The organism is Spirosoma areae (assembly GCF_054781775.1).
This window is the reverse complement of record NZ_BAAGTT010000023.1, coordinates 277765-304291: the sequence shown is the minus strand read 5'-3', so window position 1 is coordinate 304291 and position 26527 is coordinate 277765. Positions and strand designations below refer to the sequence as shown.

The 26527-nt window shown below is 52.3% G+C and carries 28 protein-coding genes; 9 read left to right on the top strand and 19 right to left on the bottom strand.

Features of this window, described 5'->3' with window-relative positions; translation table 11 throughout:
- The first annotated feature begins 12 nt into the window (after positions 1-12).
- Both ACYVI1_RS10050 and ACYVI1_RS10045 read left to right on the top strand, forming a co-directional pair.
- Positions 13-1548 carry a M20/M25/M40 family metallo-hydrolase gene (locus ACYVI1_RS10050; RefSeq protein WP_460909451.1) on the top strand — a complete coding sequence of 512 codons (1536 nt, stop codon included), beginning with the start codon at positions 13-15 and terminating at the stop codon, positions 1546-1548.
- 180 nt (positions 1549-1728) lie between these two features.
- The gene (locus tag ACYVI1_RS10045; RefSeq protein WP_460909448.1) at positions 1729-2277 is read left to right on the top strand and encodes a YceI family protein; all 549 of its coding nucleotides are present in this window, start codon (positions 1729-1731) and stop codon (positions 2275-2277) included.
- A gap of 90 nt (positions 2278-2367) precedes the next feature.
- On the opposite strand, the gene ACYVI1_RS10040 is transcribed toward ACYVI1_RS10045, so the two are convergent.
- The 7 genes from ACYVI1_RS10040 to ACYVI1_RS10010 all read right to left on the bottom strand — a co-directional run bounded on the left by ACYVI1_RS10040 (position 2368) and on the right by ACYVI1_RS10010 (position 10686).
- A complete protein-coding gene (locus tag ACYVI1_RS10040; RefSeq protein WP_460909446.1) occupies positions 2368-4752 on the bottom strand; it encodes a gliding motility-associated C-terminal domain-containing protein in 2385 nt (794 codons plus the stop codon).
- Between the two features lie 286 nt (positions 4753-5038).
- The gene (locus tag ACYVI1_RS10035) at positions 5039-5590 is read right to left on the bottom strand and encodes a hypothetical protein (RefSeq protein WP_460909444.1); all 552 of its coding nucleotides are present in this window, start codon (positions 5588-5590) and stop codon (positions 5039-5041) included.
- A complete protein-coding gene (locus ACYVI1_RS10030; protein WP_460909503.1) occupies positions 5587-6003 on the bottom strand; it encodes a vitamin B12 dependent-methionine synthase activation domain-containing protein in 417 nt (138 codons plus the stop codon). Before ACYVI1_RS10030 ends, ACYVI1_RS10035 begins: the two co-directional genes overlap by 4 nt.
- Positions 6004-6125: 122 nt before the next feature.
- Positions 6126-7502 (bottom strand): DUF4270 family protein, encoded by a 1377-nt coding sequence (locus ACYVI1_RS10025; RefSeq protein ID WP_460909442.1) that lies wholly within the window; start codon positions 7500-7502, stop codon positions 6126-6128.
- 11 nt (positions 7503-7513) lie between these two features.
- The gene (locus ACYVI1_RS10020; RefSeq protein ID WP_460909440.1) at positions 7514-7876 is read right to left on the bottom strand and encodes a DUF4907 domain-containing protein; all 363 of its coding nucleotides are present in this window, start codon (positions 7874-7876) and stop codon (positions 7514-7516) included.
- Positions 7876-8937: a Kelch repeat-containing protein gene (locus ACYVI1_RS10015; RefSeq protein ID WP_460909438.1), complete on the bottom strand. Its 1062-nt coding sequence runs from the start codon at positions 8935-8937 to the stop codon at positions 7876-7878. The genes ACYVI1_RS10020 and ACYVI1_RS10015 overlap by 1 nt, the downstream gene beginning before the upstream one ends.
- A 330-nt stretch (positions 8938-9267) precedes the next feature.
- Positions 9268-10686: a S41 family peptidase gene (locus ACYVI1_RS10010; protein ID WP_460909500.1), complete on the bottom strand. Its 1419-nt coding sequence runs from the start codon at positions 10684-10686 to the stop codon at positions 9268-9270.
- A 142-nt stretch (positions 10687-10828) separates the two neighbouring features.
- Between ACYVI1_RS10010 and ACYVI1_RS10005 the strand changes: the two genes are divergently transcribed.
- The 3 genes from ACYVI1_RS10005 to ACYVI1_RS09995 all read left to right on the top strand — a co-directional run bounded on the left by ACYVI1_RS10005 (position 10829) and on the right by ACYVI1_RS09995 (position 13669).
- Positions 10829-11146 carry a hypothetical protein gene (locus ACYVI1_RS10005; RefSeq protein ID WP_460909436.1) on the top strand — a complete coding sequence of 106 codons (318 nt, stop codon included), beginning with the start codon at positions 10829-10831 and terminating at the stop codon, positions 11144-11146.
- 215 nt (positions 11147-11361) lie between these two features.
- The gene (locus tag ACYVI1_RS10000) at positions 11362-11871 is read left to right on the top strand and encodes a gluconate 2-dehydrogenase subunit 3 family protein (RefSeq protein WP_460909498.1); all 510 of its coding nucleotides are present in this window, start codon (positions 11362-11364) and stop codon (positions 11869-11871) included.
- A gap of 70 nt (positions 11872-11941) precedes the next feature.
- Positions 11942-13669: an FAD-dependent oxidoreductase gene (locus tag ACYVI1_RS09995; RefSeq protein ID WP_460909434.1), complete on the top strand. Its 1728-nt coding sequence runs from the start codon at positions 11942-11944 to the stop codon at positions 13667-13669.
- 10 nt (positions 13670-13679) lie between these two features.
- On the opposite strand, the gene ACYVI1_RS09990 is transcribed toward ACYVI1_RS09995, so the two are convergent.
- Positions 13680-13850, bottom strand: a complete 171-nt coding sequence (locus ACYVI1_RS09990; protein WP_460909432.1) for a hypothetical protein — start codon at positions 13848-13850, stop codon at positions 13680-13682.
- A gap of 39 nt (positions 13851-13889) precedes the next feature.
- Here ACYVI1_RS09990 and aqpZ point away from each other — a divergent pair, with 39 nt between their 5' ends.
- The 4 genes from aqpZ to ACYVI1_RS09970 all read left to right on the top strand — a co-directional run bounded on the left by aqpZ (position 13890) and on the right by ACYVI1_RS09970 (position 18320).
- Positions 13890-14603 carry an aquaporin Z gene (gene aqpZ, locus ACYVI1_RS09985; protein WP_460909430.1) on the top strand — a complete coding sequence of 238 codons (714 nt, stop codon included), beginning with the start codon at positions 13890-13892 and terminating at the stop codon, positions 14601-14603.
- Between the two features lie 152 nt (positions 14604-14755).
- Positions 14756-15481: a DUF72 domain-containing protein gene (locus ACYVI1_RS09980; protein WP_460909428.1), complete on the top strand. Its 726-nt coding sequence runs from the start codon at positions 14756-14758 to the stop codon at positions 15479-15481.
- Positions 15482-15610: 129 nt separating this feature from the next.
- Positions 15611-16501, top strand: a complete 891-nt coding sequence (locus ACYVI1_RS09975; protein WP_460909426.1) for a sugar phosphate isomerase/epimerase family protein — start codon at positions 15611-15613, stop codon at positions 16499-16501.
- A 322-nt stretch (positions 16502-16823) separates the two neighbouring features.
- On the top strand, positions 16824-18320 hold the full coding sequence (locus ACYVI1_RS09970; protein WP_460909424.1) for a glycine--tRNA ligase: 1497 nt from the start codon (positions 16824-16826) through the stop codon (positions 18318-18320).
- A 103-nt stretch (positions 18321-18423) separates the two neighbouring features.
- On the opposite strand, the gene ACYVI1_RS09965 is transcribed toward ACYVI1_RS09970, so the two are convergent.
- The 11 genes from ACYVI1_RS09965 to ACYVI1_RS09915 form a co-directional block, all read right to left on the bottom strand.
- Complete coding sequence (locus ACYVI1_RS09965) at positions 18424-19086, bottom strand: Uma2 family endonuclease (protein WP_460909421.1); 663 nt, start codon at positions 19084-19086, stop codon at positions 18424-18426.
- Positions 19087-19133: 47 nt separating this feature from the next.
- Positions 19134-20414 (bottom strand): sulfate adenylyltransferase subunit 1, encoded by a 1281-nt coding sequence (locus tag ACYVI1_RS09960; RefSeq protein ID WP_460909419.1) that lies wholly within the window; start codon positions 20412-20414, stop codon positions 19134-19136.
- A gap of 210 nt (positions 20415-20624) precedes the next feature.
- Positions 20625-20918: a hypothetical protein gene (locus ACYVI1_RS09955; protein ID WP_460909416.1), complete on the bottom strand. Its 294-nt coding sequence runs from the start codon at positions 20916-20918 to the stop codon at positions 20625-20627.
- Between the two features lie 3 nt (positions 20919-20921).
- Entirely contained in the window at positions 20922-21416 is a 495-nt protein-coding gene (locus tag ACYVI1_RS09950) for a hypothetical protein (RefSeq protein ID WP_460909414.1), read from the bottom strand.
- 55 nt (positions 21417-21471) lie between these two features.
- Positions 21472-21627, bottom strand: coding sequence for a DUF4160 domain-containing protein (locus tag ACYVI1_RS09945; protein WP_460909411.1), 156 nt, complete (start codon positions 21625-21627; stop codon positions 21472-21474).
- 23 nt (positions 21628-21650) lie between these two features.
- Positions 21651-22553: a sulfate adenylyltransferase subunit CysD gene (gene cysD / locus ACYVI1_RS09940; RefSeq protein ID WP_460909409.1), complete on the bottom strand. Its 903-nt coding sequence runs from the start codon at positions 22551-22553 to the stop codon at positions 21651-21653.
- Positions 22554-22629: 76 nt separating this feature from the next.
- On the bottom strand, positions 22630-23364 hold the full coding sequence (locus ACYVI1_RS09935; RefSeq protein ID WP_460909407.1) for a phosphoadenylyl-sulfate reductase: 735 nt from the start codon (positions 23362-23364) through the stop codon (positions 22630-22632).
- 5 nt (positions 23365-23369) lie between these two features.
- Entirely contained in the window at positions 23370-24461 is a 1092-nt protein-coding gene (locus ACYVI1_RS09930) for a Gfo/Idh/MocA family protein (protein ID WP_460909405.1), read from the bottom strand.
- Positions 24462-24689: 228 nt separating this feature from the next.
- Positions 24690-24884 carry a hypothetical protein gene (locus tag ACYVI1_RS09925; protein WP_460909403.1) on the bottom strand — a complete coding sequence of 65 codons (195 nt, stop codon included), beginning with the start codon at positions 24882-24884 and terminating at the stop codon, positions 24690-24692.
- Positions 24881-25252, bottom strand: a complete 372-nt coding sequence (locus tag ACYVI1_RS09920) for a nuclear transport factor 2 family protein (RefSeq protein ID WP_460909401.1) — start codon at positions 25250-25252, stop codon at positions 24881-24883. Before ACYVI1_RS09920 ends, ACYVI1_RS09925 begins: the two co-directional genes overlap by 4 nt.
- Positions 25253-25256: 4 nt before the next feature.
- Entirely contained in the window at positions 25257-26450 is a 1194-nt protein-coding gene (locus ACYVI1_RS09915; protein WP_460909399.1) for a trans-sulfuration enzyme family protein, read from the bottom strand.
- Positions 26451-26527: the final 77 nt, after the last annotated feature.

Below are 26527 nucleotides of genomic sequence, written 5' to 3'. Positions count from 1 at the left end.
GCTGCACAAAGCATGATGTCTCTTAAAAGTATACTTCTTTTTTCGATAATCAGTGTGTTATCGGTTTCTGCCAGCGCCCAATCCGTTCAGGAACGGGTCCGTCAGTATCGGCAGAGCCGGGAAACGGTCCTGATGGATGAATATCGGCAGTTTCTGGCGATTCCAAATGTGTCATCAGACTCGGCCAACATCCGTAAAAATGCCGCGTTTATTCAGCAAATGATGCAGCAGCGGGGCATTCCGGCTACCCTGCTTGAGGGACCATCACCCGGCACTGGCCCGGCTGTATTTGGTGAAGTACGTACACCCGGCGCCACAAAAACAGTGATTTTCTACGCCCATTACGATGGCCAGCCGGTTAACCCGAAGCAGTGGGCCGAGGGGTTGCAGCCATTTACACCCGTATTCATCACGGCTCCCGTTGAGCAGGGCGGCCAGGTGGTAACGACCTATAAACCAGGCGATTCAATTGATCCCAACTGGCGGCTTACGGGTCGTGGGAGTTCCGACGATAAAGCGGGTGTCATGACGATTCTAAATGCCTACGACGCGCTGATAAAAAGCAAAATTGCGCCCACGGTCAATCTGAAATTTTTCTTTGAGGGCGAAGAGGAAGTTGGCTCAACGCATCTGGGCGAAATTTTTACTAAATACCGCGACAAACTGGCTGGCGATCTCTGGATTATTGCCGATGGCCCGCGTCACGTCTCGGGCAAACGTATTGTGCAGTTTGGCGTTCGGGGCGATGTCAATATGCACCTGACGGTTTACGGCCCAAAACGACCGCTCCACAGTGGCAACTACGGCAACTGGGCACCCAATCCGGCCCTGCGCTTAGTGAAACTGCTGGCCAGCATGAAAGATGATAACGACCAGGTTGTGATTAAGGGCTTTTATGATGACGTGGTCCCTCTGACAGCCAGCGAAAAACAGGCACTGGCTAAAATGCCGAATATGGAAGCGGCTCTGAAACAGGAGCTTGGCATTGCCCAGCCCGATGGTAACGGCCTGCCTTTTGCTGAGTTATTGATGCGGCCTACGTTGAATATTAATGGCATTCAGAGCGCCAACGTTGGGCCGCTGGCTGGCAATGTGATTCCGACCAAAGCCGAAGCGGTGCTCGATTTGCGGCTTGTTCGCGGCAACGACGTAGCCCGTCAGACGGGGCGGGTGCGGGCGCATATTCAGGCGCAGGGATACCATATCATGGACCACGAACCCACCGACGCCGAGCGGCAGCAATACCCGAAACTCATTAAGATCACGTCGGGTATTGGGTACAACGCCCAGCGAACGCCCATGGACTTACCCATTGCTCAGGGTGTCATTGCCGCCGTGCAGTCGACCAGCCCCGACCCAATTGTCCTGTCGCCCTCGTCGGGGGGAAGTTTGCCGCTGTATTTATTCGAGCGTGTGCTGAAAACCAATGTCGTATCGGTGCCGGTGGTAAACTATGATAACAATCAACATGCTGAAAACGAGAACGTTAAGGTTCAGTATCTGTGGGAAGGGATTGAAATTATGGCGGCTATTATGTGCCTGAAATGAAGGTGATAAAGGCATTTTTTGGCGGCCCTGTGAAGCAGAGGACCTGAACCTCTAAAAGGTCAATTCTACTGAATTCACATTGAATTAGAAAAAATAACATACAGCAGTGAACAATTCGCTAAAATTAAATGTATATACATTGAATGTTGTAACATCAAAACATAAACCTACTAAAAAACTATGGAAGCGCAAACAGCCACGGCTACAACCTGGGTAATTGACCCCTCTCACTCTAATGTGCAGTTCAAAGTAAAACACCTGGTGATTTCGACCGTAACGGGGTCGTTTGGCCAATATGAAGGGCAGGTAGAAACGGCGGGTGACGACTTTAGCGATGCTAAAATTACGTTTTCTGCCGATATCAGCAGCATCAGCACGGGTCAGGAGCAACGCGACGGTCACCTCAAATCGGCTGATTTTTTTGACGCGGAAAACTTCCCTAAACTAACATTTACGTCAACTGATATTACCAGAACGGGCGACGATACCTACACACTCACCGGTGACCTGACGATTCGCGGCACGACAAAGTCCGTGTTGCTGAAGGTCGAGCACGGCGGTCAGATGCAGGATTTTTACGGCCAGACCAAAGCCGGTTTTGACGTCACGGGAACCATCAAACGCAAAGAGTTCGGTTTAACCTGGGATGGCGTTACCGAAGCCGGTGGCGTTGTGGTGAGCGATGACGTGCGGTTAGTTATGAGTATTCAGGTAGTCAGGCAGGGGTAAGTCAAGACCCAGCTTCAGAAATACACAGGCAATCCCGGCTGTACTCGAACGGTTCGAGTATAGCCGGGATTGCCTGCTTTAAGCGTATCCTTAGCGAATCAGCACCAGACTGCCCCGAATAATGGGTTTTTCGGGTACCGTTCGCAGGACATAGGGGTAAAGGCCCATTGGCAGAGAAACCCCGTTCAGCGTGCCATCGAACGGATTTGGATACCCTTTTTCGGAGTGGAAAATAACTTCTCCCCAGCGATTAAAGACCGTCACAATCGCATCGGGAAACGCTTCGATGCCGAACAATTCCCAGGTATCGTTTTGGCCATCCCCATTCGGTGTAAATGCGTTGGGCACCCAAACACCGGCATACACCGTGATGTCGATGGTGTCTCTCGCTGCACAGCCGGTGCTGTTCTGCGCGTTGAGGATATATCGAATGTCCTGACCAATTGCCATCACCGAGGGGTTGGCGGCATAGGCATCGTCTAAATACGTGCCGGATGTCCACTGAAACTGGTTCGGGTTGCCGGTATAAACCGGATTCATCGTAAATGTGTTGCCCCGGTAAGTTGTCATTGACGCGGGCATCCCGATGGTTGGAATGGGCGCCACAACGGCGGTGCGGGTGGCTGCCGTGCCTGCACATTCGGGGGCTGCCTTAACGGTATAGGTCAGTTGGTGGTTGCCAATACCCGCCTGTTTGGCGCTAAATTCGTTTCCGGTGACACCTGTTCCGGCATAGTCTCCCCCTGGTGGGCTACCCGTGAGCGTATGCACCGGCACATCGGGGCCACACACGCCCGGAATGGAATCGAACGTGACAACCACCGGCGCTAATTGCGTGACCCTTATTGGGGGCGATGTTCCCTCACATCCATACACATCAATCGCCGTAACGACATAGGTGCCCGCTGCTGCAGCCCGGTACCGGGTGTCATTGCTAAGCCCCGAAACCGATGCGCCATCGCGTTGCCAGGTATACCGAATGCCGCCAGTAGCTTCTAATCCCAGCGAATCCTGCGGGCATATCCGGTTGAAGCCCGTCGTGGATTGAATCAGGGGCTGCACGGCCAGAGAGCGGTCGAGGGTCGCCGTGTCGCTCCGGGCCGTGCAGCCGACGTTGGTATAGGTCATTACCGACCAGTATTTACCGGCCTCGGTAGCTCGTATCGAGTCGGAGGTTTGGCCCGCCAGCGGCTGACTGTTCCGGTACCATTGAACGGTAACGTCGGGGTCGGTCGTTGTTTTTAAGGTAACAGCACCCGTTGTGGCACATAAATGGCCCGTGGCCGACAGTTTCGCTTTGCTGCCCAAAACGTTGATAACCAATCCTTCCGAATTGCCAACTTTACTGCAAACCGCTTTGCTCGAGACAACCACCGTGTAGAGGCCCGATTCGCGCACGGCCATCGACGAGCCGGTAGCGCCCGTCAGGTTCACCCCATCGCGCTGCCATTGGTAATTCCAGTTGGGGTTGGCGGTGGCTAAAAGAATGGCCGAATCGCCCTGGCAAATGGTCGTATTTCGGGCCATCGGCTTGTTTTTGATCTGGGTTGCCGGGTCGGGGGTGGTTTGGGGCGGGCAATCGATTACCAGGAACTGAAAATCCCGGCGTACTTCGCCAATTTTCACCCCGTTGCGAAACTCCTCGACGTTCACCGCGAAGACAAATAACCCCAACTGGGTGGCCGTTACGGCCAACTCGCCGGTTTGGGCGTTTACACTCAGCGAGGGCGTGCCGGGAATGGCATTGGCAGCGCTGAAGCCAGGCAACCAGTTCACGTCGGGGTAGGGAGCAGGCAAAACTGACGACGTGTTGCCATTTCCCGTTCCTTTCTGATTCAGGGGATTTATCATCGAATACCGCAGTTCGTCGCCGTCGGGGTCGGTGCCGCCAAACGGAAACGTAAAGGGTTCACCAATGCAAATGTATTCGCCGTTGATGGTGCCGAACCGGGGGGATGAGTTCTCGAACAGCAAATTGTTTTTCAGCAGGGCCGGAAATTCAAGATAAAACGTGTAGCCCGTCTGGAGCGGATTGCTGATGTTATTGATGCCACCGTTTCGGTTCCGGTTCTGATACGAAATGTAATAGCCCTGGTCGTCGGAGTATCGGCTGGGATCGAGCTGAACATCAGCCTCGAAAGTGACAACAATAAACCGCAGATTTCGCTGTTCAGCGCAGAATTCATTGGCGTAGATGACGGGTTTTCGCTGACCGGATTCCCGCACACTGAAGGTTAACATCTGCACGTTGTCGCGCTTGCGGAAGATACCCAGGTTCCCACCCCCCTGCTGATCGGCGCGGGGGCCGCTCTCTAAGTAATTGGTAACGATAATTTTATAATGACCGGGTCTGTCGCCAACCGCCCGCATCTCCAGCTGACCACCTACGTGGTGAGTTGCCCGTGTAAGCAAAGGCAGCCCCAGCAGGAGAAATCCCAATAGAATCCGTATGTGCTGACACGTAAAAAGGCGCATAACTGACTATGAACGTTACGTAACGTGAGAAGGGTTACTACATGGCAGTTCTACTTTATTACGAAGATAACTTTTATTGCTAACTAATTCGCAAATGTATTCTATAAATAAATTATAGTTACTTATGCGATAGTCGAATTTCACCCCTTTGGGTACTGTATGGCCGAACCATAGATAGTGCCGTCCGAGTTAGCAGAGTGCAGTTAGGTTGGCCGCAAAGACGGAGGTTCATATAGTAATCAATACGGCAATTTCCTGCGAAACGCGGCAGTCAGCCGACGTATTTTCAGGTGTTAGTCGGTGGTGGGCCGATCCGTGTGCCAGGTAAATACGAGACTATGCTCAGATTAGGCTGCATCTCAATCACAAACGTTTCCAGGACAGGCGGCTGACTATCCGTTGTTTCCGGCTGACTGGGGAAGGCCAGCAATAAATAACTGCCAACGGTGCCCACCAGGGTCAGCGTGTCGGTGAGGTAAGTGAGGGCAACGCGGTGCTTCGTCCGGTCAGTGATATCGGAGTCGAGCAGGTCGAACCGGTGTTCAGTAAAGGCGACGGGCTGGCCAAACGTATCAGTCAGGCCGGGCATCTGTCCGTTCAGTTCGCGAACATATAAACCAACCGCAAAGCCAACGTTAACGGGCAATGTGGGGTTCGATTGCGGAACAGCCTCCCGAACCTGTTGCCAGGTTGTAAATTGATTGTCGGGATTATAGGTCTGGATTTGCAGCCGGAACTCGTTAAACGAATCGGCGAAGACGTCCCGCTCGAAGCTGGTTTGGGCGTTGCCCGCGTCGATCACCTGCCGAAAACCCAGCCGAATGCGTGCCGATGTCATACCGAAGGAGGAGTTTGGTTCATAACCGGCCCCAGGGGATAATGCCGGCTTTTTGGATGGGCGAAAAAGAAGCCGCATTCCGACAACGCCGAACAGGCTGCGCCAACACCCGTAAAGGTCTGATCCTCAATAGCCAGCAAGTGGAGTAGGGGCGGGACAGCGGTTCGGTCAGGGCACGACGGGCTACCAATTTCGACCCGGATGCCCTGGTGCATTCCTTCCAGGAGTTCTTCGTTACTCAGGTCGTCATCGTCGCAGTAGGCCCAGATAAACCGCCGGAGCCGGTAATGCAGGTAATCGGCTACCGCCGACCGGTACAGGTCACCCAGATCGGTAGCCAGCAGGGCCTGGTAATCGTCCTGCCTGGCTTCCCACTGCCGGTGTAGCGTAAACGATGTATTGTGCCGCTTTATGACTCTATGCTTTATTTATCAGTTCTATTAACTGGTTAATTAGTACCAGTTTTACACAAAAAAATGACCGGTAACTGCAGTTACCGGTCACCATGAAAATCGATCCGTTGCGTTAAACGCTGCTACGTTCCTGAGGTGATAAACAGTTTGAGCTGCAACTGGTCGTTGGGGCGTTGCTGACTGCCGAGGGTTACGCGCTGAATCCGGTTACGAAGGGTAATGGATTGCATGAGTTGCTGAGCCTGCTCCGGTGTCAGGACGGATAACAGCAGCGGCTGGTTCTGGGTTTTCTGCTTAATAATCTGACCAATGTAGTAGGTCAGGTCGAAAACATAGGCATCCGTCAGAGTTAGTGGCCCTGGGTCGTTTGGGTTACCACCCGAAATGTACCGTTGGTTGTAGCTGGCAACAGCCGCCAATGCGCCCGTTTCGCCCCCCGGAATCGAAATAGGCAGGATTTCATTTTGGCTGTTGGTCACAAACAAGGCCAGTTGAGAGGGCGGGAATGTATTATCCCGCGAATCCTGCCGAATCGGACTAACCACCAGCAGTGCCTTGTTGATGTCGGCAAACCGTTCGGGACGGGTGAAGTTAGACAGGTAGGGGAACTCGATACGGGTTTGCAGTTGGCCGCCCGGCACCACAAACGTCATGTTGTTGGTCAGCCGGCTGCTCACCGCGTCCGACCGATTTTTGAGCGCACTCAGCACTGTGCCCGTCCGGTCGTTTTGCAGTTGGGTAAAATTAGTTGAGAAACGACTCTGCTGCGCGCCAAGAGGAAACAACAGCGTTGTGGCCGCCTGATCAATATCGGTTGAGTGGTAGTACAGCCGTAAACCGCTGGTGGCTGTCGAAAAGCCGATAAACGTGTTGGTCCGTGAGTTACCGACAAGCGCAAAGCCCGGCAGGAAATCGGAGAGTGTTGTGAAGTCGTTGATTTCACCATTCAGAATCTTCGCATAAAATGCCTGGGTCAGCGCGTCGGACAGCCGAAACCGCACTTGCCGGGTACGGCTAAAGGGCTGGGGAACAACCGTTTTTTGACCCAGCGGCTTGCTCTCGTAGTCGACGGAGTTGGTATTATAATAGGTTTGCCCGACTAATGGCTTTGTCAGGGTATGAACGCTCAGGTCGAACAGCGAGGTCGTATCACCGTAGGCAAATGAATAGTTCAGTTCCAGCACCAGTGAATCTAACCGGACATTGGTCTGGGTAGCCAGCGAGTTGCCTGGGTAGTCCAGTGAGACAAACGTCCGGGCGGTGAGCTGTCCGGTTTGCGCGTCGGTCCAGCGGCCAACCAGCAGGTCGGGATCGCCGGAGGTTACGAACGAATCCGGTTTCAACACCGTAGAGGCCTGAACCGTTATCGAGTCAATCGATTGCACCTGCAATTCCTGCGGGTTAATAACTGACTGCCCCACCGTAAGGTCGCCCGATTGACAAGCAAGTAGCACGATACCGGTCAGCCACAGCAAACCGGCGTACCAGAGAATACGCATAAGCAAAGAATTCAGGGAATTTTTACGCCCAACTGGCGTAGTTCATCGTTGGTCAGCGTCGGCAATGCCTGCGTGTGCTGTATTTTCTCAACCACCCGTTCGCCCACCCGACGGGCCTGCTCAGGGCTGGCAAAACCAACGATACCGGATTGCCCCGGTATTGTTGGCTGATGGATGAATGGTTTGTCGTTAGTCAGAATATCGTAGCCCCAGCCCCCCGGTGTTTCAAAAACATGAACCTGGTACGCTGGCCTTTGCTGGTCATACACCTCATAGACCGTTGCAACCGCCAGGCCAGCCAGCAGCAGCAGCAGTCCCAGCCGAACGAGCCGTGTGCGGGATTTGGGATCTGTATTGGGTGTAACGACGGGCATTATTCAGTTACCTGAGCAGTTGCCGGATCAAAATCCCAGAGGTCATCGAAGCGGCTCGACCCGTTGCTTCCCGTTGTTATGTAGCCTTTATTGCCGATGGCAAACCCAACCGCATAGGTCCGGTTAGCGCCTTCAAAAGTGCCCAGTGTTGTCCAGGTATCGGCAGCGGGATCATATTGCCAGACGGGTGAGCTTGTTGCGTTATCACCCAGGGTAACATACCCTTTTCCGCCGATAGCAAAGCCAATGCCGTAGCTGCGGGCAATGGCCTGGTCGCTCAGGAAGTCGGCTTTCTGGGTCCACAAATCCTGCGCCGGATCATACACGTACCAGTCTTTCTGCGGAGTTCCGTTATTATTCCCCGTGCCAACATACGCTTTGTTATCGATCACCAGGGCAATAGCGCCAACCCGTTTGGAACCGCCATAGCTGGCGACCTTCGCCCAGGCATTTGTTGCCGGATCGAACGCCCACATGTCTTTCAGGTAGTTTCCGTCGAAGCCGGTGGTGACGTAGCCCTTCGTGCCAATACCAAACGCGATAGCCCGCTCACGGGCAGTACCCGCAAAGTCGGCTACCTGTTTCCAGGTGTTGGTGGCCGGGTCATAGCCCCAGAAATCCTTCAGCCGGTCGCTGTTCACGTTAAGGCCTGTGCCAATGTACCCTTTACTGCCAGCGGTGAAACCAACAGCGGCATACCGGGCGGCACCGCCAAAGTCAGCTTTTTGGGTCCAGGCATTCCGGGCAGGGTCATAGGCCCAGAAATCTTTCAGGCGTTCATTGCTGGCGTTGGCGCCTGTGCCCATGTACGCAATGTTGCCAATGACGAAACCCGACGCGGCAAAACGAGCGGGGCCTTCCAGTTCAGATTTTAAGTCCCAGTCGCCTAAAGTAGAGACCGTTTCGGTGCTTTTGCAGCCAATGAGTGCGCCAGCCCAGCCCACACACAGCAGGCCCAGGATCAAATTGACGCGTGTTGTCTTCTTGGTGGAGTGAGCGACTTCGGAGGATACGGATGCTGAACGCCGGGCCGTAAGAAATTGAAATGGTAAATGAATCATGAAAAAAGAGCGTAAACGAGCGAACTAAAACGTAAAGGTAGACGAATTTGAGTTAAGAACGACGGTTTGATGCCCCAACCCGACTGTCCATGTGATCAGCCGAAGGTGGCAGCTATCGTTAGCATAGCCATGACAAACAGCGATTGGGTCATGTATCAGCCTGCGCCCTGCAAAATTACGGTAAAGGGGGGCTACTTGGCACCCAACGGGTTCATAAAAATTCTTAATTGTTTGGTACTAAGACGCCTTTCAGGGTTCTATTCAAGCAAGTGCGTCATGCAGCAATGCTACATGACGCACTTGACAGGCTATAGGTATTGAACGTACCGATTAGAGTTTTATGGTCTTGAGTGCCCGAATCATCGAATGACTCCCGGCTTTTCGCTGAATGGACGAACCCAGCGACGAAAGCGTATTGGGAACCACCGTACCCTGACGGGCAGGGGCTGCACTCCCCGAAATCTGCCGGAGGGCAGCACTGAGCATGGCTTCGTTGGTATCGCCTAAGGGGAGCAGGTTCAACGGCTCTTCCACCTCTACGTTCGGTGCGAATCCGGTTGCGTAATCAGACTGCCCGGCACTGTTAAAAGACTTAAAGACAATGGGTTGCAATCCCCATTTAATCTTGCCCGTTTCGTCGGAGATGGTAATGGAACCCACATTTTTGCCATACGTCGTCGTGCCAATGGTCGTTACGGTCATATAAGGACGTAATCCGTTGATGATCAGTTCACTGGCCGATGCTGTATGGTCTGTTGTGAGCACGAACACCCGCGAGAGGCTGGTGCCGATGTTCTGCGCTTTGGTCAGGAAATTCTGCACGAAGAAACTGCTGCCATATTCTTTCTGCAACTCGGGCGTGATGGTCGCATTCCATTCTTCACGGAAGTACAACTTACTGGAATTAACACCTTTGCCAATCAAACTGGCCAGATTTGCCGACGATGAGGTGTAGCCGCCGGGATTATAGCGTAAATCCAGCACCAGCTCATTCACCCCTTTGGCTTTAAAATCGCTGAAAACGGCATCCATCTGGGCGTCATATTCACCAGCATTGCTGCCATTGGCCTCCGGCACAAACTGGTTATAGACAAAATACCCAACTTTTTTGCTGCCAATGGTATAAACTGAATCTAAGAAAATAGGATTTTCCTGAAAAACAGTGGACGTAACGGTGCGGCTTTGATCGGTATCGACCAGCGTTTGCCCATTAGACGTTGCCAACCCAAACGTAAATGTGGTTCCTGAGAACAGCAGGTTGGCGTAGTTCGTCCGGGTTAGCAACTGCCCGTTCACTTTAGAGATGATGTCGCCCCGCTTCAGCCCCGCTTTCTGCGCCGGAGAGTTGGGCAGTACATACAATACCTGAGCAATCACCCCATCAGAACCCGTCGCGCGTAGAAACAGGTCGTACTCCATACCGGTGGTGGTACTTTGGCCGCTTAAACTGGCCTGTAGTTCCTCGGCGCTTTCCTCAATCCAGGAAAAACGGTCGCCGGTTGGGTTAGTAGCCGCGTTGTACTTATTCAGGATGGAGTCGAAAAAAGCATCGGGAGTCAGCGTTTTATCGGGATTGGCCGGAAGCTTATCGTTCCAGTAATATAGCTCCTGCATGTTGCTCAAAATCCAGTCATTGACGGTCTGGTTGTCGGTTGTCGACGACGTGCCGGTTTGTGGCGCAACCGTGTCCGACTCCTGTTTGCATCCGGAGGCAAAGCCGACAACTACCGTCAGCAGGAGCCAGTGCATCAGCCATCCGTTTACACTTAACTGCGACGCTAATTTGCGTTTGTACGTATTCATAACGTGGTTGTTCTTCGTGTTAGTTAAATAATCTATTAACTTACTCTACTATATAATTACGCGTAAACCAGGCAAAACGTTTCATTCTGTGGTGAATTTATTTGCTGGTTATACCCATGGGCCGACGTGCCGAATGATTGTGTCGACAGCTTCTGTGGCCGACGCGACGGGGACTGTTCCGGGCTTCGTTCATCGCCGGAACACGCGTATGTATCGGCGCTTTGTTGGGGTAATGCAGAACGTTCGTATGTTGCTTACTATGAACTATTTTGACCGGTATCAGGGGCGGCTGCACGTTTTCGGCTGGCGGGTTTTTAGGCTCCTGCCCTTTCTGACCCTGCCCGATTTTTTCCTGAATCGGCTCGATCTTAGCAGCCTGGCGCAGTTGTTCACGAATGTTCAGTAACCAAAAGATGCCGGTTGGAAGCTGCTATGTAGCAAAGTTCAAGCGGAAATAGGACACAAAGTAGGGTATTCCCTAAAAACAGGGTTCAGTAATAAGTTGTATTTTTGTTAGAAAGAATAATTCATGGTGTATGGTGTATGCTGCCCCAAATATACCATACACGATAAACACTCTAAACCATAAATTCTGTGGAAAGACGTAAAGCCTTAGTAACACTGGCCGGGGCCGTTGGCGGGCTAATCAGCCTGCCCGCCTGGGCGAATGGCTGGACAAGTGAGTCGGTTCGTTCGACTGGCCAACTGCTCGTCCAGAGCCAGGCCGATGTGCTGGCCGAGATGGTCGAGACCCTTATCCCGGCTACGGATACGCCGGGTGCTAAAGCCCTGAATATTCACCAGTTCATCCAGAAAATGGTGACCGATTGCTATGAACTCAACGCGCAGGATACGCTCCGAAATGGGTTGAATGCACTGGATGGCCTGGCCCAGACGGCGTTTGGTAAACCGTTTGTTCAGGGCGATGCGGCTCAGCGCACTGCCCTGCTAACTCAACTCGCGCAGGACACTACGCACAAGGACTTTTATGCGCTGGTGAAAAACCTGACCATTCGGGGGTACATGAGTTCAGAGTACGTTATGACGAATCTGACCCATTACGAATTTATTCCGGGTCGCTACCACGGCTGCGTGCCGGTTAACGAGAAACCTGTTAGTCAGCCAAAATAAACTTTAATGTTGGCTGGCGTCTAACCGCTTCGACGGTCCGGCTGAAACTTGAAACGACAAACTACTAAAAATGGCCTACTTAAACATACACGCTCAGGCGTTGAATACATACGATGCCATCGTGATTGGCTCGGGCATCAGCGGGGGCTGGGCGGCTAAAGAACTGACCGGCAAGGGCCTTCGCACCCTCGTGCTGGAGCGGGGCCGGGATGTTCGCCACGTAACCGATTACCCAACGGGCAACCTGCAGCCCTGGGAGTTTGAACACCGTAATCAACTCAAACGGGACGTGCGCGAAGCCAACCCGATTGTGAGCAAGTGCTATGCGTTTTATGAGGGCACCGAACATTTTTTTGTTAAAGATGCCGAGCATCCCTACGTGCAGGATAAGCCCTTCGACTGGATTCGGGGCTATCAGGTAGGCGGAAAATCGCTGCTGTGGGCGCGGCAGACCCAGCGGTGGAGCGACTTTGATTTTGACGGACCCGCCCGCGATGGCTTCGCTGTCGACTGGCCCATTCGCTACGCCGACCTTGCGCCCTGGTACAGCTATGTGGAACGGTTTGTGGGTATTTCGGGAAATAAAGATGGCATACCCACCCTGCCCGATGGCGAATTTCTGCCCCCGCACGAGTGGAACTGCGTGGAAAAACATTTTCAGCAGAAAATGGCGGCTAAGTACAAAGACCGGCCTGTCATTATGGGTCGGGCGGCTCACCTGACCCAGCCCCAGCCGATTCATTTTCAGCAGGGCCGGGCGCAGTGTCAGCACCGCACCATCTGCGAACGGGGCTGCCCGTTTGGAGCGTATTTCAGCAGCAATGCCTCCACAATACCCTGGGCAGCCAAAACCGGCAGAATGACCCTGCGGCCAAACTCGGTCGTGCATTCCATTATTTACGACGAGAAGAAGGCCGGGGTCGCGTCCGGCAAAGCAACAGGGGTTCGGGTGATCGATACCAACACAAAGCAGATGCAGGAATTCTACGCCCGCATTATTTTCCTGAACGCAGCCGCGCTGAACTCAAATTTAGTCCTGTTAAACTCGACCTCGAACCGGTTCCCAAATGGATTGGGGAACGACAGTGGCGTGCTGGGTAAATATGCCGCGTTCCATAACTACCGGGCGGGCGTTTCGGGTCAATATGACGGCAACCTGGAGTCAACGACCGACGGCCGGCGGCCCAACAGCCCCTATATTCCGCGTTTCCGCAACGTGCTGAAGCAGGAGATGGGCTTTTTGCGGGGCTACGCGGCCGGTTTCTCGGCAGGACGAAGCTCGCGCTCGGATCAGAGCGGCATTGGCGCCGATTTGAAGGAGAATCTGCTTAACCCAAAACTTGGCGGCTGGTACGTTGGCTCGCACATGATGGGCGAAACCATTCCGAAAGAAACCAACTACGTCGCCCTCGACCCGTCCCTGAAAGACCCGTTTGGCATTCCGCAACTGAAAATCTCCATCGCCTACGACGACAACGACGACAAAATGGTGAAGGATTATCAGGAGCAGATGACCGAGATGTTTACTGAAGCCGGATTTACGAACATTCGCCTTCGCGACGATAACCGCAACCCCGGCCTCGACATTCACGAGATGGGTGGCGCCCGGATGGGAAAAGATCCGAAAACGTCCATCCTGAATAAGTGGAATCAGGTTCACGCGGTGAAGAACGTATTCGTGACCGACGGCGCCTGCATGACCTCCACCTCCACCCAGAACCCATCGCTAACGTACATGGCCATGACTGCCCGCTCGGCAGACTATGCCGTGAAGGCGATGAAGAAGGGGTTACTATAACGAATAGTTTTCAGCAGTACGCCCGGTCGTTCACCTGGATGAATGGCCGGGCGTATTTTGTTGCCAGTTCTGGACTAACCCTCACCCCCGGCCCCTCCCGCAACGGCGGACCGCCCTCAGGGCGAAGGGCCGGGGGGAGGGGTGCTGTTACTTCGTTGTCGATTTTCGTCTTAACGGGCAAAATAATCTAACACGGCCCGTCACAGGACTGAATTTCTCTATGAAAAAGAACTTAGCTGAGTTAATTGGCACCTTCTCTTTAGTGCTTTTTGGCTGCGGGGCCGCTGGTATATCCGGTATTACGTCGACTGGCCCGGCCGGTATTGGGTTGCTGGGCATTTCGTTTGCCTTTGGGCTGGCTGTCGTCGTTATGGCCTATGCCATCGGGCCTATTTCGGGCTGCCACATTAACCCGGCCATCACTCTTGCGATGCTGATAGCGGGTAAAATCAAAACAGGCGAAGCCATCGGGTACATTATCGCGCAGTTTGTTGGGGCCACACTGGCCGCCGGGGTGTTGTATGTCATTCAGAGTGGCGCTCCCGGTTTTATGATGGCCGAATGGGCGCTGGGGTCCAACGGCTGGGGACCGGGTTACTTAGGCGCGTATAGTACGACATCCGCCTTTGTTACCGAAGTTGTGCTGACGTTTTTGTTTATCCTGATCATCTTCAAAACGACCGCTAAGTGGGGCAACAGTACCATGGCGGGTCTGGCTATCGGTTTAACACTGGTGCTGATTCATTTGGTTGCCATACCGATTACTGGCACGTCTGTCAATCCGGCACGCAGCTTTGGCCCGGCCATTTTTGCGGGTGGTAAAGCGTTGCAGCAGTTATGGTTGTTTATGATTGCCCCGGTCATCGGTGGTATCCTGGCGGCTGTTGTCTGGAAGGGCGTTTTTGAAGATGCTGTGGAAGTAAGTGTCAGTTAGTGCCATCGCTCCAGTGATAGCCCAACAATGTGTTATGAGCGTTGTTGGGCTTTTTTATGGCTGGCCAGTCCGTAATTTTTGGTGAGTTGCAGGAGATAATAAACCTAACCTGTTTTGAACAGTTTGCTAAAAATAGCTTTACTCATTTCTACATGAGCATTCACATTGGCACGTCGGGCTGGAGTTACGACCATTGGCAGGGGGTTATGTACCCACATGGCACACCTGTTCATGACCGGCTGGGCTATTACGTGCAGCGTTTTCAGACCGTCGAACTGAACAGTAGTTTCTACCGCTGGCCGAAACAACCCACCTTTGCCAGTTGGCGACGACGCTTGCCGGATGGTTTTCAGTTGACCGTGAAAGCGCCCAGAGGGCTGACCCACGCTAAAAAGCTCTACGCCCCCGAAACCTGGATGGAACGAATCAACGCTTGCTGGCACGAGTTGCGGGAGAAGCGGGCGGTGTTGTTGGTGCAGTTATCGCCCAACCACGCCTGCGACTATGACCGGCTGGCCTATTTTCTTGACCAGGTTCCCCACTGGATGCGCGTGGCCGTTGAATTTCGGCACCCAGGCTGGCATAACGAAGCTGTTTTCGGCCTGCTGGAGTACCACCAGGCCGCTTATTGCATTATGAGTGGCGCCCACCTGCCCTGTATCCTGCGGGCGACGGCTCCCTTCGTGTATGTGCGCCTGCACGGACCTGATACGCAATACCTGTACGGAGGGTCCTATTCCGAGTCAGATTTACAGTGGTGGGCCGACCGCATTCGGGAATGGGCGGGATCGGGGAAAGACGTGTACGTGTATTTCAATAATGACGGGGGGGGCAATGCAGTACGCAATGCCGAAACGCTCCGGTGGATAGTCGGGTAGGCGCATAAAGATGACGGCAACTATCGGTGAGACAGCCGGCGAACCAGTAAACTCTATTCATACCTACCTTTAAACTCAACAAAGGCGCGGGTATTTCTCCCGTTGTCGATTAACCAACTCTATGAACGTATGAACCAGCCCCCCAAAATAACCCGCCAGGAGTTTCTTAAACTGAGCGCACTGGCAGCATCAGCGGCTGTAGTGCCTCAACTCGATGCCTTTGCGGCTTCCCCCAAAAAGGTTGGCCTGCAACTATACACCCTGCGCGACCTGATGGCGAAAGACCCCGACGGTACGCTGAAACGGGTAGCCGAAATTGGCTACAAAGAAGTGGAATCGTATGGGTATGCCGATGGTAAATTCTTTGGCAAAACGCCTAAGGAGTTTGCTGCCTTACTGAAGAATCTGGGTCTGTCGGCCCCCAGTGGCCACTATACGACCGGCAAAACGATGCCCAATCAGAAAGGTACGCTCACCAACGACTGGAAACGAGCGGTTGACGATGCGGCTGCCATTGGGCAGAAATACATGATTTGCGCGTACCTGTTTCCTAACGAACGGACCAAACTTGACGACTATAAACAGTTTGTCGATCTGTTCAATAAATCGGCGGAGGTATGCAAAGCCGCTGGTATTCAGTTTGCCTACCACAACCACGATTTTGAGTTTAAAGAAATGGATGGCAAAGTACCTTACGACGTGCTCCTGAGCGGAACTGATAAGAATCTGGTGAAACTCGAACTCGATTTATACTGGGCTACCTTCGCCAATCAGGACCCGGTTGCGCTATTCAAAAAACATCCGGGCCGGTTCCCGCTCTGGCACGTGAAAGACATGGAAAAAACTCCCGAACGCGCGTTCGCACCCGTCGGGACCGGCTCCATCAATTTCCAGCGCATCTTCGACGCTAAGAAAACGGCGGGTATGACCCACTATTTTGTGGAGCAGGACGTCTGCAAACTCCCGCCCTTAGAATCTATTGCCATCAGTTACAAAAACGTGCAGAAGTTGAGGGTGTGAGGAAGGCGAGGTTGCTGTTAATTTAGATAAATTAAAACCGTCTGAACCAGTCCTGACACGGGTGCCCCCTGGCTGGTTCAGACGGTTTTCCTGTTGCCGGGCTGGTTAAGATCGGACCCGCTCTGTGATCGGAATCAGCCCATCTTGTGTTGATTGGTCTACTGATAGTCCGAAGGGTAGTTCCTTCGCCAAAACACGTAAATTTCTTTAGGGCGGGTTAGTTAACCGGCATGGCTGTTTGTCCGTAGAGCCGGTGGCGAATGTGAGCCATTTTCGGGGATTTTCGGCGCAAACGCTATCTTTGCGGTATCAGTAACAGATTATGACAGAGCAGAAAGTTTCCCCGGCAACTTCTTTACAGGACATTATTGCCCACGCCAAAGAATATGGCTTCGTGTTTCCATCCTCCGAAATCTATGATGGCCTGCAGGCCGTGTATGATTACGGGCAGAATGGCGTTGAACTAAAAAATAACCTCAAAACACTGTGGTGGAAGGCCATGACGCAGCTCCACGACAATGTAGTGGGCATTGATGCGTCGATTTTCATGCACCCGCTGACGTGGAAAGCGTCGGGGCATGTCGATTCGTTCAACGACCCGATGATCGACAACCGCGATTCTAAAAAACGCTACCGCGCCGACCAACTTCTCGAACTCAAAGCCGAAGCCTACGCCAATGCCGGTGACGAAGCCAAAAGCACGGCTCTGTTGCAGGAAATGGGCCGGTTGCTGGGCAATAACGACCTCGAAGGCGTTCGAAATCTGATCATTGCCGAGGGCATAAAAGACCCCGTTTCGGGTACGGATAACTGGACGGAAGTTCGGCAATTTAACCTGATGTTCTCGACGCAGGTGGGTTCGTTAGCCGAAGATGCCAGCCTGATTTACCTCCGCCCCGAAACGGCGCAGGGCATTTTTGTGAACTTCCTGAACGTACAGAAAACAGGCCGGATGAAGATTCCGTTTGGCATTGCCCAGATTGGCAAGGCGTTTCGGAATGAGATTGTTGCCCGGCAGTTCACGTTCAGGATGCGCGAGTTTGAACAGATGGAAATGCAGTTTTTTGTGCGCCCCGGCACCGAAATGGAGTGGTATGAACGCTGGCGCGACACGCGGATGAAGTTCCACCAGGCGGTAGGACTTCCCGCCGAAAAACTCAAATTCCATATCCACGAAAAACTGGCTCACTACGCCAACGCGGCTGTGGACATCGAGTATAAATTTCCGTTTGGTTTCCGCGAAATGGAGGGGATTCACTCCCGCACCGATTTCGATCTGAAATCGCATCAGGAACTGAGTCGCAAAAAACAGCAATACTTCGATAATGACGTAGACCCGGCCACCGAAAAACCCTACGGAAACTACATTCCCTACGTGGTCGAAACGTCGGTTGGGGCCGACCGGCTTTTTTTGGCCGTGTTTTGTAACGCCTTTACGAAAGAGGTTGTTGGGGAAGGCGATCAGCAGAAAGAACGGACGTATTTGAAACTACACCCCGCACTGGCTCCGGTGAAGGCGGCTGTGTTTCCACTCGTGCGGAAGGACGGTCTGCCCGAAAAAGCGGAGGAGATTATGAAGTTATTACGCTCCGAATTTCGGGTAATTATGGAAGAGCGTGATGCCATTGGCAAACGCTACACCCGGCAGGATTTAATCGGTACGCCGTTCTGCATCGCCGTTGATTATCAGACAATTGAGGACAACACGGTAACAGTACGCCACCGCGACACAACCGAACAAATCCGTATCCCAATCAGCGAACTGAAAGCCTATATTGGCCAGGAGGTTTCGATGGAGCGGTTGCTGGAGAAGATGTAAGTAAGGGGATTTTTGGTATTCCGAAGCATGAGGAATCTTAAACTTTCCTGGCTTACAAGTAAGGATGTTTTAAGATTCCTCATGCTTCGGAATACCAAAAAAGTTACCGTAGAAGCAACGTCCGTAGTGCAGCCACATTTGCACCGGCATCGAAGGCCGCTTTGACGGGGATTGTAAAGCCCGTCAACTGTTGACTGCTCACCGTTTGCCCCACCCGAAACAAGCCAGCTAAAGCATAGGCTTCCGTGTCGGCATCGAGCGTAAAAAGTTCAATGGTCTGGCGGGTTGGGTCAATAATCCAGTATTCGGCCACGCCATGCGTTGCATAATCTTCAAATTTTATCTCCCGATCATTTTTCTGGGTACTCTTCGATAACACTTCGACAATCAGATCGGGGGCCGGATAATAGAGTAAATCGGGCTTGATCATCGCGGCTTTGGCTGGCCCGAAGTAGCAGATATCGGGTTCATAGCTGTTGCGGGTTAGCTCGACTAAGGCTTTTTCAACGAGTACAACACCTATTTCTCGTTCGTTTACGAATGCACTTAGCAGTGTGCCCAGCAACATCACTACGGCATTATGCTTATGTAGAGCTGGCGAATGAACAACAATTTCGCCGTTGATGAACTCGGCCTTCACGTCGTCGTCCATCCACTCATAAAACGCCTGACGACGGTTTTTTTCGTCGTTCAGGATGGCCTGCACCTGCTGAATTATCTGCGGGGCTTTGGGCGATTCGAGTAGTTGGGCGGCTAACTCCGTCATGAGCATTTTATCAGGTCTTACCCAAATATACGAAAAAGTAAGCGTCCTTACGCTTCGCCTACAAGCATCAGTGCGCCGACCGTTACGTTCGAGGTTTCATCAATCAGAATGGCCCCACCCGTTGCGCGGTTAGTAGGATAAGGGTCGAAACTGATGGGTTGAGCCGTTCGCAGCACGACTTTCGCTAAATCGTTCAGTCTCAGGCTCTCAACGTCCTCAATTTCCTCGTAGGTGTTCACATTCAGTTGATACACAATCTCGCGCACCGAGCAGCGGGTGCGGGCCGTGCCCACCTGCAACACATACTTGCTGCCCACCTTAAGTTCCTTCGTAGCCATCCAGCACAGCATCGCTTCGACGGTTTGACTGCTGATGGGCTGGCTGTCGGAACGCACGATGAGGTCGCCCCGGCTGATGTCGACATCCGTCGCTAAGTGCAGCACCACCGACATGGGTGTGGCCGCTTCGCTCAGATGCCTGTCGGCGATTTCAATAGCGTCGATGGTCGAGGTTTCGCCGGAGGGAAGCACCGTGACCGCGTCGCCTTTGCGGAACAGGCCGCTGGTAATTTTACCCGCGTAACCCCGATAATCGTGCAGTTCAGCCGTTTGCGGACGGATGACGTATTGTACTGGAAAGCGGGCCGGCCTGGATTGGCCCGTGTGATGGCCTTCCGTTTCACCATTTACATCGTTGTCGATGACTACTGTTTCCAAATGCTCAAGCAGCGTTTGCCCGTCGTACCAGGGCATTGAGACAGACCTGTCGACCACATTGTCGCCGTCGAGCGCACTCATCGGAATATACGTCACATGCCTGACATTTAGCTTTTTGGCTAATTCGGCATAGTGAATACAGATGTCGGAGAATACATCCTGCGAGTAATTCACCAAATCCATTTTATTGACCGCCACCACAATGTGCGGAATACCCAGCAGCGACGCAATCAGCGAGTGCCGACGGGTTTGTTCGGCCACACCGTGCCGGGCATCGACCAGCACAATGGCCAACTGGCAGTTCGACGCCCCTGTGACCATGTTGCGGGTATATTGAATATGTCCCGGCGCATCGACAATGATAAACTTGCGCTTTGGCGTTTGAAAATACCGATAGGCTACGTCAATCGTGATACCCTGTTCGCGCTCGGAACGAAGTCCATCGGTCAGAAGAGCTAAATCTATCTCGCCGTCGTCGCGGCTTTTGCTGGCGCGTTCGATGGCTTCAAGCTGGTCGGCCAGAATAGATTTGGAATCGTAGAGCAGCCGCCCAATGAGCGTACTTTTGCCGTCGTCAACCGAACCGGCGGTTATAAAGCGTAAGAGGTCCATTTATAAGTAGGGGGTAAAAAGTTTGTTCTCCCAGACCACTTTGCTTTTGTAGTCGCCAAACCTAATTCTTTTCTGGTTATCTGGTTTGATATCAACTGATCTTAATAAACCGACATAATCGAAGCCGTAGCTCTCATCAAGAGCTATGAACGCAAGAATATCAAATTTAGAAGCATCTAATCCGCGAATGTGTGGATTCCCAGATTGATGCTATCTGGTTTTGATTTCGATTCTTACATTTTCATCGACCCTTATTTGTCTTGCTATGGACTCGATCAGTTGGCCAACAAAATCAGCAGGAGCGTTTGACTTTGTTGATTGTAGTAAACTGCTGGGAACGAACAGATGATTGCATTCTCGATAGAAATAATATTCACCTAAATCAGCTACGAATTTTTTGTAACTGAACCGAATAGGGTTTTTATCTGAAACCAACTTCGCAATCTCTTTTTCAAGCTTTACTTTCTGGATTAATAAATCCTCAAGACTTTCGGGAATAGCCATCGTTTAAGTATCAATTTCAATCAGCTCATCTCCAATCTGAATTAATGGGCAGGCAGATGAAAAGTGATACGATTTCCCTCCTAAATCAAGGTCACTGCCCTGAGATGAAAACCTAATTTCTCCTATTGGTGGTGTGGACAAAAGCTTCTTTCGGTGAGTTTTTAAGGATTTTCCAGTAGAGACAGTCCGACCCAGTTTTACACTTTCTTGAAACATTACATCTGGATCAAGATCAAGCGGTTGTGTGCCAGCTATGCCAGGCACACGAAGCTTTATTTTTTTGAAAGCCAACGCATTATTATGTATTGTAGCTGACATGAACACATCGCGATTAGCCAGTTTGGCTAACTGCTTATTAAGTCCATGCTTCCATTGCTCCACCTTTTCTGAAAAATCGTTAGAGCGAATCTCGTTGTTCGACCATAATAATACGACGTTGAATGGCTCAACTTGTATAAGTTTTTTGGGACGAATCATGTGCCGTTGTATTGTTTCCATCGTTTTATCAACTGCTTATTTTTTACAGGATCAAGAATGTATTCCTGTGCTTTTTTCAACTGTTTACCTGGCAAAAACCTCGGTAAACACTACCATCAGTAATGACAAGCAATGCCTCGTACCCCGCATATTTTGCGTGAATATGAGGAGGGGCGTGGTCATCATAATACATTTCTATCTTGACTCCATCAACAAAAACTACGGTAGGCATATAAAATTACGCTCTTTCACTCTTTAAAAGTAGCCGCCTTTCTTGCGATCTTCCATAGCGGCTTCGCTAAGTTGGTCGTCCATACGGGTTTCGCCCCGTTCGGAAATGCGTGTGGCCTGAATTTCGTCGATGACCTCATCTAACGTATCGGCCTGCGATTCGGAGGCCGCCGTGCAGGAAATGTCGCCAACGGTGCGGAACCGAACCCGGCGCATGACGATTTGGTCGTCGGCTTCGGGTTTGATAACGCCCCCGGCTGTAGCCATCAGTTTGCCATCGCGAATGAGCAACTCGCGGTCGTGAGCGAAGTAGATGCTGGGCAGGTCGATTTTCTCGCGCCGGATGTAGTTCCAGACGTCGAGTTCGGTCCAGTTCGAGATGGGGAACACCCGCACGTTTTCACCTTTGTGAATCCGCCCGTTATAGAGGTTCCAGAGTTCGGGTCGCTGGCGTTTGGGGTCCCAGGAGCCGAACTCATCGCGCACGGAGAAAACGCGCTCTTTGGCCCGCGCTTTCTCCTCATCCCGACGGGCGCCACCAATGCAGGCATCGAATTCAAATTCTTCGATGGTATCCAGCAACGTAAAGGTTTGCAGACCGTTACGGGTTGCGTTGCGGCCGGTTGGTTCCTTTAATTTCTTCTCCCGGATGGTGTCTTCCACGTAGCGAACGATGAGTTTTTCGCCAATCCGTTCCGCCAGATTATCGCGGTAGTCGAGTGCTTCCTGGAAATTGTGACCCGTGTCGATATGCACCAGCGGAAACGGGAATTTACCCGGACGGAAGGCTTTCAACGCAAGATGCACCAGCGTAATAGAATCTTTTCCGCCCGAGAACAGCAGGGCGGGCCGCTCAAATTGCCCGGCTACCTCCCGCATGATGTGGATGGCTTCGGATTCGAGCTGATCTAAATAATCTAACTTCATTTGTTATTCGATTGTCGTATCAAATCATTAATAATAGGTTGATGATTTGAAGTTCTTCTATTCTGAGCCTGAAAAGTTACGGTTTAAACGCTTCCTCGTGTGTATGCAAACCACATTCCTTCTTCGAGTTATCTTCCCACCACCAGCGTCCGGCGCGGAAATCCTCGCCTTCCTGTATGGCGCGGGTGCAGGGCTGGCAACCAATACTGACAAACCCCCGGTCGTGAAGCGGATTATACGGTACGTTATGTTCTTTTACGTATTGTTTTACTTCGTCAAATGTCCAGTCCATCAGGGGGTGGAACTTGAAAAGATTGTGCGCGTCGTCCCATTCAAGTTGTGTCATGGTCTGGCGGTTGACCGACTGTTCGGCGCGGATACCCGTAATCCAGACTTTCTGCCCTTTTAAAGCCCGGTTCAGGGGTTCGATTTTACGGATGAAGCAGCACTCTTTACGATTTTCAATGGAATCGTACATGCTGTATGGCCCTTTGCCAGTCATCAGGCTTTCGACCATGTCCTGCTTCGGGAACATGGCGTCAATCTGCGTGCCGTAGCGGTCGTTGGTTTTCTTCCAGACCGAATACGTTTCCGAAAACATCCGGCCCGTATCGAGCGTAAAAATTCGGATGGGGATGTCGTTAGCCAGAATCAGATCGGTAATAACCTGGTCTTCGTAGCCTAAACTGGTCGAAAAAACGACCTCGCCGGGGAATAGTTCGGCCAGCGTCCGTAAGGCGTCGACGTTGCCCAGGCCGCGGAGTTGTTCGGTCAGGCTTTCGAGTGTGTATGAGGTAGGTTCGGCAATCATACTATCTATTTCAAGTTCACCGCCTTGCCGGTTTTGGCCGACTGCCGGGCAGCGTCCAGAATCTCCATGACGATGAGGTTATTTTCTAAAGACGTTAACGGGTCGGGTTTAGTTTCGCCCCGCAGCAGCTTCGCCAGATAGGTAAAGGGGTCGGTGGCGGGGGCGTCGGTCTGAGGGGCATCGGCAGTACGTTCGCTTTTGTCGTCCTTGAGCCGAATCCGCATTCGCGAACCATCGAGCGTGAATACGTACCCGGTTTGGCCATACACTTCCATGTCTTTCCGACCGAACGGCCAGTTCCACGACGCCTGAATAATGGTTTGCGTTTTTGGATAGGTCAGAACAATGGTCGCTTCGTCGTCAACCTTCGGGTAAATGTCGGGCTTGATCTGTTGCGTTACAGCCAGCACCGACAGCGGACGTTGATTGCCCAGAAGCCAGGTAGATAGATTAGCCCCGTAGCAGCCGAAATCAAAGAGGGCGCCCGCACCGTTGGTGACGGGGTCGGTCAGCCAGTCCAGGAATTCTTTGTTAACGCCAATTTCTTTCGGCCCCTGATGCCCATCGTGAACAACGATCTTTCGCAAGTCGCCAATGGATTTTTCGGTATGGGCGATGGCGTAGGCTTTATGGTTGCTGCCATACCAGGTCGTTTCGTAGTTGGTCAGCAGTTGAATGTTGTGCTTTCGGGCCAGCGCGGCCATTTGCTGGGCATCGGCAAAACTCGTTGCCAGTGGTTTTTCGACCATGACGTGAATGCCGCGCGGGGCACAGGTTTCCACCGTTTTTTTGTGGTCGATGATCCGGCCAAAATCCGTGACGGCTTCGGGTTTGGTTTTGTCGAGCATCTCGGCAACGGTCGGATACACTAAACTCAGGCTGTAGCCATACTGCTTCGCGAATCGCTCGGCTAATTCGCGATTGGGTTCGGCAATGCCCACGATGTCGATGCTCTGCCCGTTCAGCCGCAGAATCTGGTGCACGTGCGAATGTACCATGCCCACCACCCCCACGCGAAGTTTCTTCGGCGCGGTTTGCGCGTCTGCGAGTTGGGCGAGGAGTAATAACCCGAGAATTGTATACCGAACGATTGCCATTACTTGTATAGATTAAGATCAAGCCAGATAACTTCAACAAAGTGTCCTTGCAGATGATCGAAGTCTTTATCTGTGGTTATTAATAAGGCACCTGCCAAAACAAAATTAGTATTGAAGAAATAGAGCAGTTACCAATCTAAGCTACTAATCTCTTCCCAAGATTCCTGGATATTCATTTCTTTAGCAATCTTACTGATTCGGTCGGGATCAAATGGCCGGACAGGTGAGTTACTGGATGGATGATAGTTTTTCTCCCGTCAGTATACCCTCTGATCGCATTTTAAAATACGTCGGAGCCAGCTCAGCTAACGAAGCGGCCTGTTCCAGTGTCAAACTGCCTTTCTCGTACAGCGCACGTGCCATCTCCCAGCGGGCTTCGGCAGGATCTAATGTATCGGAAACGTTGAGTGTCAGCGTTTTCATGGCACCGTCAGGATTTTGTTGTAATAAAACGTTTCCTTGTAAATCAGTTCATTTCGCCAGTGCTGAACGGCCACTTCTGTCAGTAAAAACTGCTGACCGGTCAGGTCCGTAAACGCATACTGCCATTCACTGAAAACCACGCCTGCTTCTTCGTTAATCGCCTGATTAACAAGGCTCGCCTGCATGTCCGTCACACCTGCCAGCATGCGACGCTCATGCGCCAGACAAGCCACTTTCCCAATGCGGGGCGGTGTTTTGTTCTCCTGCATGAGTATGTCGTCGGCATAAAACCGTTCCATCGCTTCAATGGTCTGGCCTTGCCGAATCAATTCCGTCAGTGTAGCCACACAGTCATGTAGTGACTTCATGGAGTCAGGCTACGTTTTCTTTCAACACCTCCGACGATTTTTCGACGGCCTGCGTGAAGTCGTCAATCAAATCGTCAATAGCCTCTAAGCCTACCGAAATCCGAATCAGGCCCGGTGTAATGCCCAGGGCGGCTTTTTCATCGGGTTTGAGTTTGGCATGGGTCGTTGTATTCGGGTTGGTAACGATGGTGCGGGAGTCGCCGAGGTTGGAGGAAAGGGTCGGAATCGTCAGCGCATCGAAAAAAGCTTTTACCCGCTCAAAACCACCTTCGAGTTCAATCGTCACGATGGCCCCGCCCGCGCTCATCTGCTGTCTGGCCAGGTCATACTGCGGGTGGGAGGGCAGGAACGGATACAATACCCGCTCCACGTCGGGATGCGTTTCCAGGGCTTCGGCCAATTGCAGAGCGTTGCGGCAGTGCCGTTCCATCCGCAGGTCCAGCGTTTCCAGGCTTTTCGATAACACCCAGGCGTTGAACGGCGAGAGCGACGGCCCCGTGTGCCGGGCAAAAAACCGAATGGGCTGAATCAGGTCGGCGCGGCCCACAACAATGCCGCCCAGTACGCGCCCCTGTCCGTCCATGTACTTCGTGGCCGAATGCACCGATAAGTCGGCCCCAAAATCAATCGGTGTCTGCAGAATCGGCGTGGCAAAGCAGTTATCGACGTTCAGAATGAAGCCATATTTTTCTTTCAGGCGACCCAGCATCTCCAAATCGACCAGTTCGAGGCTAGGGTTGGAGGGTGTCTCCAGATAAACCATCCGGGTGTTGGACTGCATGGCGGCTTCCCACTCGGCTTCGGTGGCGGTGGCATCCACATAGGTATGCGTGATGCCCCATTTGCTCAGAATCTGCGTGATAATCTGGTGCGCCGACCCGAACAGGGCACGGCAGGCTACCAAATGGTCGCCCGATTTCAACAGCGCGGCCATGCTGGCAAATACGGCAGCCATGCCCGTTCCCGTTGCGATACCATCTTCGGCATTTTCCAGCATACACACCTTTTCGACAAACTCCGAGACGTTGGGGTTTGAGAAGCGCGAGTAAATATTGCCTTCTTCGGTTTCATCGAACAGTGCTTTTCCCTGGTCGGCACTGTCGAAGGCAAAACTCGATGTCAGGTACAGCGGTACAGAGTGCTCGCGGTTCTGCGACTTCTCTGCCTGGATACGGATGGCTTTGGTTTGTTTTTGCATGTTGCGTGTGATGTCGGTTTCTCAAAACCGACATCAGTTTACCAATGTCGGTTTTGAGAAACCGACATCACATCAAC